General features: G+C 66.1%; 13 protein-coding genes. All 13 read left to right on the top strand.

The window, feature by feature from the left end:
- Positions 1-2: 2 nt before the first annotated feature.
- The 13 genes from ASD87_RS24225 (at position 3) to ASD87_RS24165 (ending at position 17,348) form a co-directional block, all read left to right on the top strand.
- Positions 3-965: a branched-chain amino acid ABC transporter permease gene (locus ASD87_RS24225; protein ID WP_056327473.1), complete on the top strand. Its 963-nt coding sequence runs from the start codon at positions 3-5 to the stop codon at positions 963-965.
- Positions 962-1,753: an ABC transporter ATP-binding protein gene (locus ASD87_RS24220; protein WP_369818591.1), complete on the top strand. Its 792-nt coding sequence runs from the start codon at positions 962-964 to the stop codon at positions 1,751-1,753. Before ASD87_RS24225 ends, ASD87_RS24220 begins: the two co-directional genes overlap by 4 nt.
- Positions 1,753-2,457: an ABC transporter ATP-binding protein gene (locus ASD87_RS24215; protein ID WP_056327469.1), complete on the top strand. Its 705-nt coding sequence runs from the start codon at positions 1,753-1,755 to the stop codon at positions 2,455-2,457. Before ASD87_RS24220 ends, ASD87_RS24215 begins: the two co-directional genes overlap by 1 nt.
- Before the next feature lie 321 nt (positions 2,458-2,778).
- Positions 2,779-4,764, top strand: coding sequence for a biofilm regulation protein phosphatase SiaA (gene siaA, locus ASD87_RS24210; protein WP_200952233.1), 1,986 nt, complete (start codon positions 2,779-2,781; stop codon positions 4,762-4,764).
- Positions 4,765-4,786: 22 nt separating this feature from the next.
- Positions 4,787-5,326 carry a biofilm regulation protein kinase SiaB gene (gene siaB / locus ASD87_RS24205; RefSeq protein ID WP_056327466.1) on the top strand — a complete coding sequence of 180 codons (540 nt, stop codon included), beginning with the start codon at positions 4,787-4,789 and terminating at the stop codon, positions 5,324-5,326.
- Between the two features lie 36 nt (positions 5,327-5,362).
- Complete coding sequence (siaC, locus tag ASD87_RS24200; protein WP_056327464.1) at positions 5,363-5,740, top strand: biofilm regulation phosphoprotein SiaC; 378 nt, start codon at positions 5,363-5,365, stop codon at positions 5,738-5,740.
- Complete coding sequence (gene siaD / locus ASD87_RS24195) at positions 5,737-6,534, top strand: biofilm regulation diguanylate cyclase SiaD (RefSeq protein ID WP_056327462.1); 798 nt, start codon at positions 5,737-5,739, stop codon at positions 6,532-6,534. The genes siaC and siaD overlap by 4 nt, the downstream gene beginning before the upstream one ends.
- Positions 6,535-6,573: 39 nt before the next feature.
- Complete coding sequence (locus tag ASD87_RS24190) at positions 6,574-9,150, top strand: EAL domain-containing protein (RefSeq protein WP_223574149.1); 2,577 nt, start codon at positions 6,574-6,576, stop codon at positions 9,148-9,150.
- Positions 9,151-10,431: 1,281 nt separating this feature from the next.
- Complete coding sequence (locus ASD87_RS24185; RefSeq protein ID WP_056327457.1) at positions 10,432-12,783, top strand: bifunctional salicylyl-CoA 5-hydroxylase/oxidoreductase; 2,352 nt, start codon at positions 10,432-10,434, stop codon at positions 12,781-12,783.
- A complete protein-coding gene (locus ASD87_RS24180) occupies positions 12,780-13,571 on the top strand; it encodes an SDR family NAD(P)-dependent oxidoreductase (protein WP_056327456.1) in 792 nt (263 codons plus the stop codon). Before ASD87_RS24185 ends, ASD87_RS24180 begins: the two co-directional genes overlap by 4 nt.
- A gap of 42 nt (positions 13,572-13,613) precedes the next feature.
- A complete protein-coding gene (locus ASD87_RS24175; RefSeq protein ID WP_056327454.1) occupies positions 13,614-14,471 on the top strand; it encodes an enoyl-CoA hydratase family protein in 858 nt (285 codons plus the stop codon).
- 2 nt (positions 14,472-14,473) lie between these two features.
- A complete protein-coding gene (locus ASD87_RS24170; RefSeq protein ID WP_056327452.1) occupies positions 14,474-15,643 on the top strand; it encodes an acyl-CoA dehydrogenase family protein in 1,170 nt (389 codons plus the stop codon).
- 64 nt (positions 15,644-15,707) lie between these two features.
- On the top strand, positions 15,708-17,348 hold the full coding sequence (locus tag ASD87_RS24165) for an AMP-binding protein (protein ID WP_056327449.1): 1,641 nt from the start codon (positions 15,708-15,710) through the stop codon (positions 17,346-17,348).
- Positions 17,349-17,370: the final 22 nt, after the last annotated feature.

The raw sequence follows: 17,370 nt of genomic DNA, 5'->3' as shown, positions 1-17,370 counted from the left end.
CCATGAAAACCAAGATCTGGACCGTGGTCCTTCTGGCTGCGCTGGCGGTGTTTCCGCTGGTGGCGCCCATGCTGGGCCTGGACTTCTACATTTCCTTCGTGCGGCGCGTGCTGATCTACGCGTTGGCGGCGACCAGCCTGAACCTCATCCTGGGGTACGGCGGCATGGTGGCGCTGGGCCACGCCGCGTTCTTTGGCGCGGGTGCCTACGCGGTGGGCATCCTGGCGATGTCGGGCGTCACGTCCGCGCTGGTGTCGTGGCCGGTGGCGATGCTGCTGGCGGGCGTGCTGGCCTGCATCACGGGCGCGATCTCGCTGCGCACGCGCGGCGTGTACTTCATCATGATCACGCTCGCGTTTGCGCAGATGCTGTTCTACATCTTCATCTCATTGCGCCAGTACGGCGGTGAAGACGGGTTGAACCTGCCGGGTTATTCCACCTTGCCGGGCATCGATCTCGCCCACGACGTCAGTTTCTATTACCTGGTGCTGGTGCTGTTTGCGCTGCTGATGTGGGCCTTCGGCCGCGTGGTCGCCTCGCGCTTCGGCATGGCGCTGCAGGGCATCCGCGAGAACGAATCGCGCATGGAATCGATGGGTTACCCCGTCTACCGCATCAAGCTCGTGGCCTTCACGCTGAGCGGCGCGGCCGCCGGGCTGGCGGGCGCGCTGCTCGCCAACCACAACCTGTTCATTTCGCCCAGCCTCATGCACTGGACCCAGTCGGCCAACCTGCTGATCATGGTCCTGGTGGGCGGCATCGGCCTGCGCTACGGCGGCGTGGCCGGCGCGGTCGTGATGCTGACGCTGGAAGAAGTGCTGCGTCTTTGGACCGAATACTGGCACCTGCCCCTGGGCGTGCTGCTGCTCTGCGTGGTGTTTGGCGCGCCGCGCGGCCTGGTCGGCCTGTTCGGGCCGCTGTTCAGCGGGCGCGCTGCCCCGCAATCCGGCAAGGTGGGCTCATGAGCACTCCGATGAATCCCACGACCCGCGCGACCGGCACGCACGCCTTGCAGGCGCGCGGACTGGTCCGCCGCTTTGGCGCCCTGGTGGCCACCGACAACGTGTCGCTGTCGTTGGAGCCGGGCGAGATCCACGCCCTGATCGGCCCCAACGGCGCCGGCAAGTCCACGCTGATCCACCTGCTGTCGGGCACGCTGTCCGCCGATGCCGGCACGCTGGAGGTGGACGGCCGCGACGTTACCGCGATGAACGCGCACCAGCGCGTGGCGGCGGGGCTGTCGCGGTCCTACCAGATCACCAACATCTTCAAGCAGTCCAGCGTGCTGGATAACCTGGTGCTGGCCGTGCAGGCCCACGCCGGCAGCAGCTTCCGCTTCTGGAAGCCGCGCGCCGCGGAGTCGGCGCTGTATGAACAGGCGCGGGAACTGGCGCGCGAGTGCGCCATCGACGCCAGCCTGCTTGGCCGCGCCGCGGGCACGCTGCCGCACGGCGAACAGCGCAAGGTTGAATTTGCGCTGGCCCTGGCCGCCCGGCCCAAGGTGCTGCTGCTGGACGAGCCCATGGCGGGCATGGGGCCGGACGAGACCGTCCGGCTGACCGAACTGATCGAATCCATGCGGGGACGCGCCGCAATGCTGCTGGTTGAACATGACATGCAGGCGGTCTTCCGTCTTGCCGACCGCCTGTCCGTGCTGGTGTACGGCCGGGTCATCGCCTCGGGCACGCCGGACGAGATCCGCGCCAACCCGGAAGTGCGCCAGGCCTATCTGGGCGACGAGGAGACCGTGTGATGCTGGCCATCGAATCGGTAAAGAGCGGCTACGGCGCCAGTCAGGTGCTGTTCGGCGTGGACCTGGAAATCGGCGCGGGCCAGGTCGTGACCCTGCTGGGCCGCAATGGCATGGGCAAGACCACGCTGCTGCGAACCCTGTTCGGGCAGCTGCCGCTGCGCGGGGGCAAGATCCATTTCGCGGGGCAGGACATCAGCGGCTGGAGTCCGGACCGCATCGCGCGGGCCGGGGTGGCAATTGTCCCGGAAGGCCGCCAGTGCTTTCCCAACCTGACAGTGCGCGAGCATCTGACGGCATTCGTCGCCGGGCGCAACCCGGACATCGGCGAGCCCTGGACGCCCGATCGCGTGTTCGAACTGTTTCCCCGGCTGGCCGAGCGCGCCCGCAACATGGGCAACCAGCTGTCGGGCGGCGAGCAGCAGATGCTGGCCATCGGCCGTGCACTGGTCACGAACCCGCGGCTCCTGATCCTGGACGAAGCCACCGAGGGGCTGGCGCCAAAGATCCGGGAAGAAATCTGGAACTGCCTGGCGCGCCTGCGGCAAGCCGGGCAGACCATTCTGGTGATCGACAAGTATGTCGAAAGGTTACTTAGCCTTGCCGACCAGCATGTCATCCTGGAACGCGGCAAAGTGGTCTGGACGGGCGATTCCCAAGCCCTGGATTCGGACCGGGGCCTATGGGAACGCTATCTCGGCGTGTAGCCGGCCTGTCGCAATAAAGCTGCAAATCGGGACGACGAGTGGTAACAGGCGCTGATATAAAACGCAATAAATCAAGATATATATTGCTCGCGTGAAACTTAGGGTGTCTCGAACGCATCCAGACGTTTGCACCTGTATCAATAAACCCCACCGCCATCTACACTAGCCGCGCCGGTTCGCCCGCATGGGGCGCCGGCGTTCAGGCTCATGGCTCAAAAGGCGGGGCATCAGCATGGCAGGGCGCCTCGTACGGCCTAAGCACCCGACCTGCATCCCCGTTTTCGCGCGTGACATCGCATCAGGCTGTCAGGAAGACTTCGCATGGCGAAATGGGGATTGCGCAGGAAATCACTAATGGCGCTGCTGTTGGCGTGTCTGGTCGCCCTGGCGCCAGCGGCGCTGATCGGCTGGCAGGTGCTGGACGGCGTGCGCGAGCACTTCGGCCGCGCCTTTGCCGACAACTTCACGCAGCTGAACCGCCAACGGATCCTGGCCCCGGTGTCGCGCGAACTCGCGCTGTCGCAGCGCCTGGCCGACAGCGAGGTCACGCGCCGCTGGCTTCGCAATGAAAACGATCCCGCCGCGCGCGAGCTGTTCTTCCGCGAGGCCGACGGCTACCGCCGCGACCTGCTGGGCGGCGCCTATTTCATCGCCAGCGCCGCCTCGGGCAATTACTACTTCAACGACGACAAGCCGCTGTCCGAGACGCCGCGCTACACGCTCAGCCCCAGCGCGGCCGACGACGGCTGGTTCTACGCCACGATCAAGTCTTCCGCCCGCTACAACATCAACGTCAATCCCGACCTGAAGCTGCAGACGACCAAGGTCTGGATCAACGTGCAGATCCGCGACGGCGAGAAGGTCATGGGCCTGACGGGCGCCGGGCTGGATGTGGGCGGGTTCCTGAAGGAATTCGTGAACAGCGGCCAGCCGGGCGTCACGCCCATCATCGTGGACGAGGAAGGCGCGATCCAGGCGCACATGAACCCCGCGCTGATCGCCTACAACTCGGGCGCGGGCGGGGCCAGCGGCGAAGGCATGGTCTTCAGCCTGCTGGACGAGGGCGCGGGCCGCGCCGAGCTGCTGTCCGCCATGCACGCGGCCCAGGCGGACCCGCAGTCGGTGCAATCGGCCTGGGTCAAGATGGACGGCGTGCGCCAGCTGGTGTCGGTGGCGTACATGCCGGAGCTGCACTGGCACGTGCTGACCGTGGTCGACCTGGGCGCCGCCCGGGTGCTGGACACGGGCTGGCTGTGGCCGGCCGCGATCGGCCTGGTGGTGCTGTTTGCGGCGATGCTGCTGTGCTTTGGCTATGCCATCGAACGCCTGATGCTGCGCCCCTTGCGCCGCCTGCAGCAGTCCGCCCGGGCAATCGCCGACGGCAGCTACGACGTGCGCCTGCCGCCGGGCGGCCAGGACGAGATCGGCGACCTGAGCCGGGCCTTCGGCGTGATGGCCGACAAGGTGCGCAAGCACACGGCCGAACTGGAAACCAAGGTGCGTGAACGCACCTCGGAACTGGAAAACGCCAACCGCGCCATGGCCGCGGCGCACAAGAAGATCGGCGACTCGATCGATTACGCCAGCCTGATCCAGCGCGCGATCCTGCCGGACCGCCAGCTGACCCAGTCGCTCGGCGCCCACCATTTCGTGCTGTGGAAGCCGCGCGACGTGGTCGGCGGCGATTTCTACGTGTTCCGCTCGGACGGCGCCAACTGCCTGCTGGGCATCATGGACTGCGCGGGCCACGGCGTGCCCGGCGCGCTGATGACGATGCTGGCGCGCGCCGCCATCGATCTGGCGATCACCGAGGTCGGCCCGGGCGATCCCGCCGGCATTCTGACGCGCACCGACAACGCCATCCGGGCGATGCTGGCCGACGCGCAATTGCCGCGTGCCCTGGCCACCAACACCGATGCGGGGCTGGTATATATTGACCGGCAATCCGGCAGGTTGCTGTACGCAGGCGCCAAGATCAGCCTGTACGCAAGCGACGGTGAAACCCTGCGCGAAGTGCCCGGCGCCCGGCGCGCACTGGGTGACAAGCGTATGGGGGTTTACGAGAACATCGTGCTGCAGATGGAGCCGGGCTGGACGTACTACCTGGCTACCGATGGGTTCCTGGACCAGGCGGGCGGCGAGCATGGTTTCGGCTTTGGCAACACGCGGTTCGCGGAAATGCTCAAGACGCACGCCCGCAGGCCGTTAACCGAACAGGCGGCGGCTTTCAGCCAGGCGCTTGCCGAATACCAAGGTGGCCGGCCCCAGCGCGACGACATCACCTTGCTGTCTTTCCGTTTCGAATAATCGTTATCAAGGCGGTACCCTCATGAATGCCTCCGATCTATACGCGTTGGGCGCGCGCTTCGACCAGAACCGCACGCTGCTGTGCTTTAACGGGCCGATCTCGCGCAGCCTGATCGAGGAAATCGGCAATGCGCTGAAGAACTACCTGAACGCCGAGCACGTCCGCCCCGCCGAAGCGATGGACGTGTTCTCGGTCTACATCGAAATGATCCAGAACATCCGCCAGTACGCCGCGCAGAACGGCGACGCGGACGCCTCGGCCACGGTGGTCATCGGCCGCCGCGACGAAAGCCGCTACGTGGTGTCGGCGGGCAATCTGGTCAACGCAGAGGACGGCCACAGCCTGGTCGCCCGCATCCAGGAACTGGCCGCGCTGGACAAGGCGGCCCTGAAGGCCGAATACAAGGCACAACTGCACAAGCCGCGCACACAGGGCGTGGCGTCGGGCGCAGGCCTGGGCCTCATCGACATCGCGCGCCGCGCCGGCGCTCCGCTGGAAGCCAGCCTGACCCCCGCCGCACAGCCGGGCAAGGCCTTCTTCAGCCTGAGCGTGGTGGTCTGAGAACGCGCGTTCAAAGGATTATTTTCGGAGTATTTGATGAAAGACCTGAACATTCCCGGGACCCAGTCCACGCCCGCCATCGCCGCCGACGCTGCCGCCGGCGTGCTGGCGATGCGCGGCGACTCCTATCCCGAGAATTCCTTCGAACTGTTCGGCCCGGTCATTGAATGGGTCGAGACGTACCTGCAGGACCACGACGCGCCGCTCAAGCTTGAGCTGGAACTGCTGTACCTGAACACCAGCAGCATCAAGTCCGTGATGGACATCTTCGATGTGCTCGAGGCCGCGCACCGCAAGGGCCGCGAGGTCGGCGTGACCTGGTTCTACGACATGCGCAACGAGCGCGTGGGCGAACTGGCCGAAGAGTTCAAGGAAGACTGCACGTTCCCGTTCTCGGTGGTCGGCCGCCAATGAAGCCGGGCGCCGCCGAACTGGATAAGCGCATCGCCGCACTGCTGGCGGATCCGGCGCATGCCGGCCATCCGCTGCGCGACGCGCTGGAAGCGCTTTGGCGGCATACCGAGGAACAGATGACGCGCATCCAGCGCGTGACCCAGCTTTCGGACGCCTACCAAAGCATGGCGCACGAACGTGAACTGGGCCTGTGCGACCAGTTCGATCGGCAGTTGCGCCGGTTGACCCGCATTGCGCGGATCTCGGATCACTACCAGAACATGATGCGCGACCTGAACCGCGCGCTCGAGGAAACGTCCAGCCGCGATCCCCTGACCGGCCTCTTGAACCGCCGCGCGCTGATGGAGACGATCAAGCAGGAAGTCCAGCGCGCCGCGCGCACGGGCGACAGCTTTGTCGTGGCGATGCTGGACGTGGATCACTTCAAGGCCGTGAACGACCGTTTCGGCCACGAAACCGGCGACCGCGCCCTGGTGGAACTGGCCGTGGTGCTGGGCGAAAGCCTGCGCGAATACGATCTCTGCGGCCGCTGGGGCGGCGAGGAATTCCTCGTCCTGCTGCCGCAGACGCAGCCGGACGAGGCGCAGGCGGTCATGGACCGCTTGGTCGGCGAGGTGCGGGCAATGGCGATGGCGGCCGGGGACGAAGTCCTGCGGCTGACGGTCAGTATCGGCATGGCGTATCACCAGTTGGGCGAAACGTTCTCAGAGACGCTCAGCCGGGCGGATCAGGCGTTGTATCTGGCCAAGCAGGACGGACGCGATCGCGTCGCCCTTGGTTTTCCGAGGCGCTGAATGAAACCGGAACAGCTGTTATCCGGGTTGGAGCCCCTTATGCTTGATTCTCATCTTGGCGGTTCGGAGACGAACCCCCAAGGCGCCGCTTGGCATGTGGGCACTTATCTGACGTCGATGGACCGCGCTTTGCTGCTGTTCGATTTTGACGCCAGCGGCTCCTTGTTGAACGGCAATCCCAATTTCCTGGCCGCTGTGGGTTACACCCGCGAAGAGGCCCTGACGCTGCGCCACGACGTGCTGTGCGACAGCATGGACGAAGGCAAGGGCACCGGCAGCGGCGAGCAGGTGTGGGCCCGGCTGCGCCGCGGCCAGCACTTTTCGGGCACCTGCCGCTATCGCACGAAGGCAGGCGCGTCGCTGTGGATCGAAGCGACCTACCTGCCGCAACTGAACGAAGCGGGCGAGGTCGGCCGCGTGTCGGTCATCTCGCGCAAGTCGATCGCGGACGCCGAACGCCAGGAGGAAATCCGCCTCCTGATGCTGGGCATCAACGAGACCGGCAATGCGGTGGCGGTGTCGGGCTGTGATGGGCGCATCGTCTATGTGAACGACGGCTTTCAGCGCATGCTGGGCTTTTCGCGCGGCGACGCGGTCAACCAGGACCTGGGCGAGCTGCTGTCCGGCGGCCGCGCCGACGGCGGCACGCGCGAGGAACTGCATCGCCGCATCGCCTGCCGCGAGGGCTATCACAAGGACGTGCTGGTCTACGACCGGGGCGGCAAGCCGTTGTGGGTGTCGGTGATGGCCAATTCGGTGTTCGACGAGCGCGGGACGCTGGTCAACATCGTGGACGTGCTGACGGACATCACGCCGACGAAGGTGCACGAGGTGCTGCAGCGCCGGGTGCTGCAGGCGATGGTGAATGAGGCCTCGGTGGTCGAGGTCATGAACATGGTGTGCCGCGAGGTCGAGCGCCTGGCGCCGGAAGTGGCGGCCTCGGTGGTGCGGGTGGACGACGCGGGCCTGCTGCGCCCGCTGGCCGCGCCGAGCCTGCCGCAGGGCTATTCGGACGCGCTGGAAGGCGTGCCGATCGGTCCGCAGGTAGGCGCCTGCGGCACGGCGGCGTTTCTGGGCCGGCCGGTCATCGTGCCGGACATTGCCACGGACCCGCTGTGGGACGATTACCGCCATTTGCCGCTGCCCGAGGAATACAAGGCCTGCTGGTCGTCGCCGATCAAGTCGAGCGACGGCCGGGTGATCGGCACGTTCGGCTTCTATTTCCGCGAACGCCGCCTGCCGGACGATTTCCATCATCGTCTGGTGGACGTGTGCGTGTACCTGTGCGCGCTGGCGCTGGAACGCGAGGAAGCCCGCGCCCGGATCCGCCAACTGGCGTTCTACGACGAGCTGACGGGCCTGCCGAACCGCAATCTGCTGCTGGCGCAGGCCGAACAGGCGATCGCGCGCGCCGAACCGGAACGCAAGCGGGTCGCGGTGCTGTTCCTGGACCTGGACCGCTTCAAGCAGGTGAACGATACGCTGGGCCATCCGATCGGCGACGCGCTGCTGCGCGACGTGGCGCAGCGCCTGCGCCGCCTGGCGCGCGCGACGGACATCGTGGGCCGCCTGTCGGGCGACGAGTTCGTGATGCTGATGCCGGAGTTCGAACACGGCCGCCTGACCGCCGCCGCGGAACACATCCTGGTGGCGCTGGCGCAGCCGTTCTCGGTGGGCGGCATCACGCTGAACCCGTCGGTGAGCATCGGCATCAGCGTGTTCCCGGAAAACGGCCGCGACATGGATACGCTGCTGCGCCATGCGGACATGGCGATGTACCAGGCCAAGACGGCGGGCCGCAACCGCATTTCATTCTTCAGCGCGGAGATGAACCGCCAGGCGCAGGAAAGACTGGCGCTGGAAGCGGCGTTGCGAGACGCGCTGGAAGCCAAGGCATTGCGCTTGCATTACCAGCCGCAGGTGGGCTTGAAGAACGGCAGCCTGTACGGGGTGGAGGCGCTGGCCCGCTGGCGTCACCCGACGCTGGGCGACATCTCTCCGGCGCGCTTTGTGCCGCTGGCCGAGGAGTGCGGGCTTATCGGTGACCTGGGCGACTGGGCACTCCGAGAAGCCTGCTCGCAACTGTCGATCTGGCGCCACAACGGCCTGCGAGTGCCGTCGGTGTCGGTGAACCTGTCGGCAACCAATTTCCACAACCTGAACCTGCCCCGCATGATCGCGGCGACGCTGGCGGAATTCGGGCTGGCGCCCGCGGATCTGATGCTGGAGATCACGGAAGGCGTGGTGCTGGACGCGACGGCAGGCACGCTGCGCACGATTGCCGAACTGCATCGCCTGGGCGTGCGGCTTTCGATGGACGACTTCGGGACGGGGTATTCCAGCTTGGGCCACTTGCGCCGGCTGATCGTCGACGAACTGAAGCTGGACCGCAGTTTCGTTCAGGGACTGGAGAGCGACGATGCGGCGCGGGCGCTGACCAGCGCGGTGATTCGGATCGGGGAAAGCCTGAGCCTGCCGGTGGTGGCTGAGGGTGTCGAGAACGAGGAGCAGCGGCGCTTCCTGATCGAGCAGGGGTGTGCGGCGGGGCAGGGGTTTCTGTTTTCACCGCCGTTGCCTGCGGGGGATCTTGAGGAGTGGTTGCGGGCTCGGGGGTGATCAGTTTGCTTTGCTTGCTGGATTGAGTCCTCGGAGCATCTGGCTCTGTGGCGATTCTGGGGCGGATTGCTTTGGTTGTCGGGTTGAGTTCTTGATGCGTCCGGCACGGCGGCGGCCCGGGGCGCGCGGGGCCACGATTGCGGTCCGGAGCCTTCGCTCCGGACTGCCCCGTCGTCATCTTCATCCGCCTTCGGCTCCCTTCAGATTCCCTCGGGCTTATCGACGCCCCGCGCACCCCGGGCCGCCACCGCACCGGACTCTGGCAATTGAAATCTGATGGTCGCTGGGGCGGTCGGTGTGCTTGGCATTCTGTTGCCGTCTTTTCCGGGCCAGAAGCATCTTGCGTTGCCCGTCTCCGTTCGGCCGCGCGGGCGGCCTCCGGAGACTTACGCGGCGTCTTGCGATTGGATGATGACGCTTTGCGCGTAGGTGCGCGCGTCTCACCAGGTGTCTGACACCCACATAGATAGGCTACAGGCTTGAAGGGTGCTTCTTGGGTGTCAGACACCCGTCCTGGCGAAGGCGCTCGTTCTGAGCAGGTGTCAGACACCGGCGAATTTGTAAGACAGACTCGGCTGTCAGACACCACCAAGCGGTCCGTCACTAATCATCAATTGAACTCAAGTCTCCGATGGGCGGCGCGCGACCCGACCGTCAAGCTGTAGCAGCCCGTCGCCGCGCGCCGCCCATCACCGCCTCCCCCCAAGTGATGCTGGAGCCTTAGCACCCCAATCCCCGCCAGCGCGCAAGCGACCACCGTCTCGACGCCCCACATCGCGTATGCCGATCGTGGCCGCCCGCGCGGCCGCGATTCGGCGGGCCCCGCAAGACTCGTCCCTGACCACGGCTCCAGCAGCGTCCCGAGACATGCACAGCGCAGCTCCTCCGCCCGAGGGAATCTGAAGGGAGCCGAAGGCGGACGAAGATGACAACGGGGCAGTCCGGAGCGAAGGCTCCGGACCGCAATCGTGGGCGATCGTGCCCCTGCCGACCGCGCCGAGGGGCGGAAGAAAAACGCGGAAGCCGCCAAACCAGAGCCACCGCCAAACCCGAGCCAATGGTCAAAGCTGCCTCAAGGTTAGACCCCAGCCCACACCCCAACACCGCCCCTAGAATCGTCCCCATTAACAGATCCGATCCCAAATCTCTAAATACTTTCCCTCATTTGCACACCCACCACTTCCGATATATATTTCAAGCCTAAACTATCCAGACCTAAATATCTGCGGCTTCCGCTCCGGCACCAAGAGCGACTGTCGCGTACTTGGAGCGTATACGGCAATGAAGATAGTCTGCATCGGCGGCGGTCCCGCCGGCCTGTATTTCGGTCTGCTCATGAAACTGCAGAATCCCGCCAACGAAGTCACCGTCATCGAACGCAACCGTCCGTATGACACGTTTGGCTGGGGCGTGGTGTTCTCCGACGCCACCATGCAGAACCTGCGTGAGGCCGATCCGGTCTCGGCGCAAACCATTGGCGATGCGTTCAACCATTGGGATGACATCGACATCCATTTCAAGGGACGCAGCATCCGCACCAGCGGGCACGGCTTCATCGGCATTGGCCGCAAGAAGCTCCTGAACATCCTGCAGGCGCGTTGCGAGGATGTTGGCGTCAAGCTTGTGTTCGAGAACTTCGTTCAGGATGATCAGGCCATCGCCCGCGAGTACGATGCCGACCTCGTCATTGCCTCGGACGGCATCAACAGCCAGATCCGCACCCGCTACGCGGACACGTTCCATCCCGATATCGATCAGCGCCGCTGCCGCTTCGTGTGGCTGGGCACGAAAAAGGTGTTTGACGCGTTCACCTTTGCCTTCGTGCAGACCGAGCACGGCTGGTTTCAGGCGCACGCTTACCGTTACGAAGACGGGATGTCCACGTTCATCGTGGAAACGCCCGAGGAAACCTGGCAGGCCGCCGGCATCGAGCAGATGAGCCAGGAAGAGGGCATTGCGTATTGCGAGAAGCTGTTCGCGCCCTGGCTGGATGGCAACAAGCTGATCAGCAACGCCTCGCACCTGCGCGGCTCGGCGATCTGGATCCGCTTCCCGCGGGTCATCTGCAATACGTGGGTCCACTGGAATGATCTGGACACCGCGCGCGGCACGCGCCGGGTGCCGGTCGTGCTGATGGGCGATGCGGCGCATACCGCGCACTTTTCCATCGGCTCCGGCACCAAGCTGGCGCTGGAAGACGCGATTGAGCTGGCGCGCTGCCTGAGCGGCGCGGAAGGCAGCGTGGAGGCGGGCCTGCATCACTACGAGGAAGTGCGCAGCGTCGAGGTGTTGAAGATCCAGAACGCGGCGCGCAATTCCACCGAGTGGTTTGAAAACGTCGAGCGTTATGCCGAGCTGGAACCGGAGCAATTCGCCTATTCGCTGCTGACCCGTTCGCAACGCATCTCGCACGAGAACCTGCGTTTGCGCGACCCGGCCTGGCTGGAAGGTTTCGAACGCTGGATCGCCGAACGCGCCGGCGCCGCTACGCCCGAGGGCCGTCGTCCGGCCATTCCGATGTTGACGCCGTATCAGGTGCGCGGCGTGCGGCTGAAGAACCGGATCCTGGTGTCGCCGATGGCCATGTACTCGTGCACGGATGGCGTGCCGGGGGATTTCCACCTGGTTCACCTGGGCGCGCGCGCCATGGGCGGGGCGGGGCTGGTGATGGTGGAGATGACCTGCGTGTCGCCGGACGGCCGCATCACCCCGGGGTGCCCGGGCCTGTGGAACGACGAGCAGCAGCAGGCGTTTGCCCGCATCGTGAATTTCGTGCACAGCAACAGCGATGCGCGTATCGGCATGCAGCTGGGTCACGCGGGCCGCAAGGGGTCGACGCAGCTGGGCTGGCAGAAGATCGATCATCCTCTGGCCGAAGGCAACTGGCCGCTGGTCTCGGCGTCGGCGCTGCCGTACATCGAAGGCGTGTCGCAGACGCCGCGCGCCATGACGCGCGAGGACATGGATCAGGTGCGCGACAACTTCGTGGCGGCCGCGCGCCGCGCGGCGGCGGCCGGGTTCGACTGGCTGGAGCTGCACTGCGCGCACGGTTACCTGTTGTCCAGCTTCATCTCGCCGCTGACGAACCAGCGCGAAGACAAGTACGGCGGCAGCCTGGAAAACCGCCTGCGCTTCCCGCTGGAGGTCTTCCATGCGGTGCGCGCGGTGTGGCCGGAAGATAAGCCGATGTCGGTGCGGATCTCGGCCAGCGATTGGGTGGAAGGCGGCATCACCGCGGACGACGCGGTCGAGATCGCGCGTCACTTCAAGGCGGCGGGCGCCGACATGATCGATTGCTCGTCCGGTCAGGTCAGCAAGGAAGAAAAGCCGGTGTACGGCCGCATGTTCCAGACGCCGTTTGCCGACCGCGTCCGCAACGAAGCGGGCATCCCCACGATTGCCGTGGGTGCCATCTTCGAGGCCGATCACGCCAACGGCATCATCGCCTCGGGCCGCGCGGACCTGTGCGCGCTGGCACGTCCCCATTTGGCTGACGCCTCCTGGACGCTGCGCGAAGCGGCTCGGGTGGGCTATGTTGATGTGGCGTGGCCGAGCCAGTATTTCGCGGGCAAGCGCCAGCTGGAAACCAACTTCGAACGCGCCGCCGCCATGGCGCAACTGGATATCAAATGAATGCACAACCGCTACCGCTCGCCGGGCGTCACGCCCTGGTGACGGGCGGCGCCCGCGGCATCGGCCTGGCCGCCGCCCGGTCGCTGCTGCAGCGCGGCGCGCGCGTCACGCTGCTGGGCCGCGACGGCGGCGCGCTGGATGCCGCGACCGACGAGCTGGCCCGGCTGGGTCAGGTGCAGGCCGTCAGTGCGGACATCGCCGACGAAGCTTCGGTGCGCGCGGCCTTCGCGCAGGCCGAGGCCGAATTCGGTCCGGTGCTGATCCTGGTGAACAACGCGGGGCAGGCGGTCAGCCAGCGTTTTGACCGGACGGATGCGGCGCTGTGGAACCAGATGCTGGCCGTCAATTTGACGGGCACCTTTCACTGCATCCAGGCTGCATTGCCCGGCATGCTGCAGGAAAAATGGGGCCGCGTGATCAACGTGGCCAGCACCGCCGGGCTGATCGGCTACGGGTATGTAAGTGCCTACTGCGCCGCAAAGCACGGTGTCATAGGCCTGACCCGGTCGCTGGCGTTGGAAACGGCGCAGAAGGGCGTGACGGTCAACGCGGTCTGCCCCGGCTATACCGAGACCGACATCGTTCGGGGCGCGGTGGCCAACATCGTTGAGAAGACCGGCATGACGCCGGACGCCGCTCGCCTGAAGCTGGCCGAGCGCAACCCGCAGGGCCGCCTGGTGCAGCCCGAGGAAGTGGCCGAGACGGTCGCGTGGCTGGCGTTGCCGGCTTCCGCCTCCATCAACGGCCAGGCGATCGCCGTCGACGGCGGCGAAGTGATGACCGGCTGAGTCCGGCGCCCCAACCATCCAGCATTCACGAACGGAGACACCATGAGCACCCAGCCCGAAGAACACACCATGAAGCATCACAAGCGTCCCATCGCCGGTTACCAGGCGAAGACGTTTCTGTGGCAGGTGTCGGACGACGGCAAGGTCGGCACCATCACGCTGAACCGTCCCGAGCGCAAGAACCCGCTGACGTTCGATTCGTACGCGGAACTGCGCGATTTGTTCCGGTCGCTGGTGTATGCCACCGACGTCAAGGTGGTGGTGGTGACGGGCGCGGGCGGCAATTTCTGCTCGGGCGGCGACGTGCACGAGATCATCGGCCCGCTCACGAAGATGAGCATGCCGGAGCTCCTGGACTTCACGCGCATGACGGGTGATCTGGTCAAGGCGATGCGGGCGTGCCCGCAGCCCATCGTGGCGGCGGTGGACGGCGTGTGCGCCGGCGCGGGCGCGATGGTGGCGCTGGCCTCGGACATGCGGTTGGGCACGCCGGCGGCGCGCACCGCGTTCCTCTTCACCCGTGTGGGTCTGGCGGGCGCCGACATGGGCGCGTGCACGCTGCTGCCGCGCATGATCGGCCAAGGCCGCGCTTCCGAGCTGCTGTACACGGGCCGCGCGATGACGGCGGACGAGGGCGCAAGCTGGGGCTTTTTCAATGCGCTGCACGAGTCCGGCAAGCTGCTGGAAGCGGCGCAGACGCTGGCCGCGCAGCTGGCCGCGGGTCCGACCTTCGCGCACGGCGTGACCAAGAAGCTGCTGCATCAGGAATGGAACATGGGCGTGGACGAAGCCATCGAGGCCGAAGCCGAGGCGCAGGCCATCTGCATGCAGACGCGCGATTTCCATCGCGCCTACGAGGCCTTCGTGGCCAAGCAAAAGCCTGTCTTCGAGGGGAATTGACGATGCGCGACGCAAGCTGGCTGGACTGGCCCTTTTTCGACGACGCGCATCGCAAGCTGGCGCATGAGGTCGACGCCTGGTGCGAGCAATCGCTGGGCGACGTGGACCATCACGATGCGGACGCGGCGTGCCGGAAGCTGGTCAAGGCCATGGGCCAGGCCGGGTGGCTGCGGTATGCGGTGGCGGGCGGTCCGGGCGGGGCCTGGGGCGGTGCGCTGCCCGAGGTCGATTCCCGCGCGGTGTGCATCCTGCGCGAAACCTTTGCCCGCCATGAAGGGCTGGCGGACTTTGCGTTTGCGATGCAGGGGCTGGGCAGCGGTGCCATTTCGCTGATGGGCTCGGATGCGCTGCGTCAGCATTACTTGCCGCGCGTGGCGCGCGGCGAGGCGATTGCGGCCTTCGCGCTGTCCGAACCCGACGCGGGCTCGGACGTGGCGGCGCTGGCGTGCGAGGCCAAGCTGGACGGCGACCATTACGTGCTGAACGGCGCCAAGACGTGGATCTCCAACGGCGGCATCGCGGACTTCTACTGCGTCTTTGCGCGCACGGGCGAAGCGCCGGGGGCGCGCGGCATCAGCGCGTTCGTGGTGGATGCGGATACGCCGGGGTTCGAGGTGTCGGAGCGCATCGATCTGATTGCGCCGCACCCGCTGGCGACGATCACGTTCGACAACTGCCGCGTGCCGGCCACGCACCGGTTGGGCGACGCGGGGCAGGGATTCAAGCTGGCCATGATGACGCTGGATATCTTCCGCGCATCGGTGGCGGCGGCGGCGCTGGGCTTTGCGCGCCGGGCGCTGGATGAAGGATTGGCGCGCGCCAAGACGCGCCGCATGTTCGGCCAGACGCTGGCCGACCTGCAACTGACGCAAGCCGCGCTGGGCGACATGGCGACCGCCATCGATGCCTCGGCGCTGCTGACGTACCGCGCCGCGTGGATGCGCGACGTGCAGAAGCTGCGCACCACGCGCGAAGCCGCGATGGCCAAGATGACGGCCACCGAGTCGGCGCAGACCGTGATCGACCGGGCCTTGCAGATGTTCGGCGGCGCGGGCGTGGTGTCGGGGATGCCGGTGGAGAAGCTTTACAGGGAAATCAGAGCGCTGCGTATCTACGAAGGCGCCACGGAAGTTCAAAAGTTGATCATCGCCCGTGAACTGCTGAAGGCGTAAAGGGGCCATCGAGCGCCTGCCTTTTGCAACGTAAACCGCATCGCACTAGCCAAGGGGAATTTTCATGGAAGTATCCGCCCACATCGACACCTTCGCCCGGGACAACCTGCCCCCCGGCGAACAATGGCCTGAGTTCCTGCTGGACGGCCCCGACGTGGCCTATCCGAAGCGTTTCAATTGCGCGGTGGAATTGGTGGACGCCATGGTCGGGCGCGGCCACGGCGACCGCGTGGCCTTGCGCTGGCGCCAGGACGGCAAGCAGGCGTCGATGACCTATCGCGAACTGGCGGCGCTGACCAACCGCATCGCGCATGTGCTGACCGAGGACATGAAGCTGGTGCCGGGCAATCGCCTGCTGTTGCGCGGGCCGAACAATCCGATGATGGCGGCGTCGTGGCTGGCCGCGATCAAGGCGGGCCTGGTGACGGTGCCGACGATGCCGCTGCTGCGTTCGAAGGAACTGAAGCAGATCATCGAGAAGGCGCAGATCCAGGCGGTGCTGTGCGACGTGCGCCTGAAGGACGAGGCGCAGTTCTGCGCGCAGCCGGACCACGAGAATCATTGCCCGGGCCTGGCGCAGGTCATGTATTTCAATGACACGGCAGCCGATGCGCTGGATACGCTGGCCGCCGGCAAGCCGGATACGTTCGAGGCCTGCGATACGGCGGCGGACGATGTGTGCCTGATCGCGTTCACCAGCGGCACGACGGGCGCGCCCAAGGGCTGCATGCATTTTCATCGCGACGTGCTGGCGATGTGCGATCTGTTCCCCAAGCATGTGATCAAGCCGGGGCCGGACGACATTTTCTGCGGCACGCCGCCGCTGGCGTTCACGTTCGGCCTGGGCGGGCTGCTGTGTTTTCCGCTGCGGGTGGGCGCCAGCACGGTGCTGGCCGAAAAGCTGTCGCCGGAAAGCCTTCTGGAACTGATCCAGGAATTCCGCGCGACGATCGTGTTCACGGCGCCGACCTTCTACCGGCAGATGGCGGCGCTGGTGGGAAAATTCGATCTGTCTTCGCTGAAGAAGAGCGTGTCGGCGGGCGAGGCGCTGCCGGATGCGACGCGCCAGCTCTGGAAGGATGCGACGGGGATCGAGATGATCGACGGGATCGGGGGCACGGAGATGATCCACGTGTTCGTGTCGAGCCCGCCGGAGTCGGTGCGCCGCGGCGCAATCGGCCGCGTGGTGCCGGGCTATGTGGCGCAGATCGTGGACGACGAGATGAAGCCGGTGCCCAATGGCACGGTGGGCCGCCTGGCAATCAAGGGGCCGACAGGCTGCCGTTATCTGGCGGATGATCGCCAGCGCCGCTTTGTGCAGAACGGCTGGAATCTGCCGGGCGATACGTTCGTGCAGGACGACGACGGCTATCTGTTCTATCAGGCGCGCAACGACGACATGATCGTGTCGGCGGGCTACAACATCGCGGGCCCGGAAGTCGAGGACGCGCTGCTGCGCCACGAGGCGGTGGCGGAATGCGGGGTGGTGGGCGCGATGGATGACGAGCGCGGGCAGGTGGTGAAGGCGTTCGTGGTGCTCAAACCGGGTTTTGCGCCCAGCGCGGAACTGGTGACGGCGATGCAGACGTTCGTGAAGGCGAACATTGCGCCCTACAAGTACCCGCGCGCGATCGAGTTCGTGGACGCGTTGCCGCGCACGGAAACCGGCAAGCTGCAGCGCTTTGCGCTGCGCAAGATGGCATAAGCAGGCAATCGGCAACAAGGAA

Origin of the sequence: Achromobacter sp. Root170 (assembly GCF_001428165.1) — a bacterium.
Taxonomy (GTDB): domain Bacteria; phylum Pseudomonadota; class Gammaproteobacteria; order Burkholderiales; family Burkholderiaceae_B; genus Achromobacter; species Achromobacter mucicolens.
Note: the sequence above shows the minus strand (reverse complement) of the source record. Positions and strands in the feature narration are given on the sequence as shown.